This window comes from Chryseobacterium sp. VD8 (assembly GCF_037149975.1).
Lineage (GTDB): Bacteria > Bacteroidota > Bacteroidia > Flavobacteriales > Weeksellaceae > Chryseobacterium > Chryseobacterium indicum.
Genome location: NZ_JBBCQL010000441.1, coordinates 1 through 902 on the forward strand (window position 1 = coordinate 1; position 902 = coordinate 902).

Consider the following 902-nt stretch of genomic DNA (forward strand, 5'->3'; position numbering starts at 1 on the left):
GTTCTTGAAGTTCCTGTAAAAGTGGGAAGTCAGGTTATTGAAGCTAACTCTTTCAATGCCGGAACAACCATCTGTTCCATTGCAGATTTGAATTCATTGATCTTTCAGGGAGAGATTGATGAAGCTCAGGCTGGAAAATTAAAGCAGGGGATGGATATGAATATCGTGATCGGTGCGCTTCAGAATAAAACATTTCCTGGAAGATTAACCATGATCGCTCCAAAAGGAAAAGATAATAACGGAACCATTAAATTTCCTGTTGAAGGAGATGTTTTCAATCCGAATAATGAATATATCAGAGCCGGATTTTCTGCCAACGGAGAAATTGTTCTGAACTCTCAGAAAAATGCATTGCTTTTGGATGAATCTTTAGTACAGTACGAAAAGAAAAACGGAAAAGACCTTCCTTTCGTTGAGGTGAAGCAGAAAGACGGTAAATTCAAGAAAGCGTATGTGAAGTTGGGAGCAAGTGATGGAATCAATGTTCAGATTTTATCAGGAATTGATAAAAATGCAGACGTAAAAGTTTGGAATCCTTCCGATAAAGACAAAGAAGAGCTAAAAGAAAAAGCGAAAAAATAGTAAACTGACACTATAAATTTTTAAACTGTAGATCCCGGGAAATTTCTCGGGATTTTTTTATCACATATTATATATATGATAGAATTCAATTTGTAATTGAAGATTCCAATAGTAAAATAAAGTTAATTAGTAAAGAATGCTACTATATATTAAGAAAGATAGCCGCCATTCTTCCTTTTCTCCGTTTTTTCCACCGGCAAACCAAACAATGGTTTAAAATTTCAGAAATTATTCTCCCAGTCACTCAGCGCTTTAGGATTAAATATGAATTAAAGATGAAATTTATGTTAACAAAAGTTGGATTGTAAAGCATAAAGTCT

Annotated in this window: 1 protein-coding gene; it reads left to right on the top strand. The window is 34.3% G+C overall.

Annotation, left to right across the window (positions count from 1 at the left end; all coding sequences use genetic code 11):
• A partial coding sequence (locus WFK35_RS22925) for an efflux RND transporter periplasmic adaptor subunit (RefSeq protein WP_336734969.1) occupies window positions 1-582 on the top strand: 582 nt, incomplete at its 5' end.
• Window positions 583-902 lie beyond the last annotated feature (320 nt).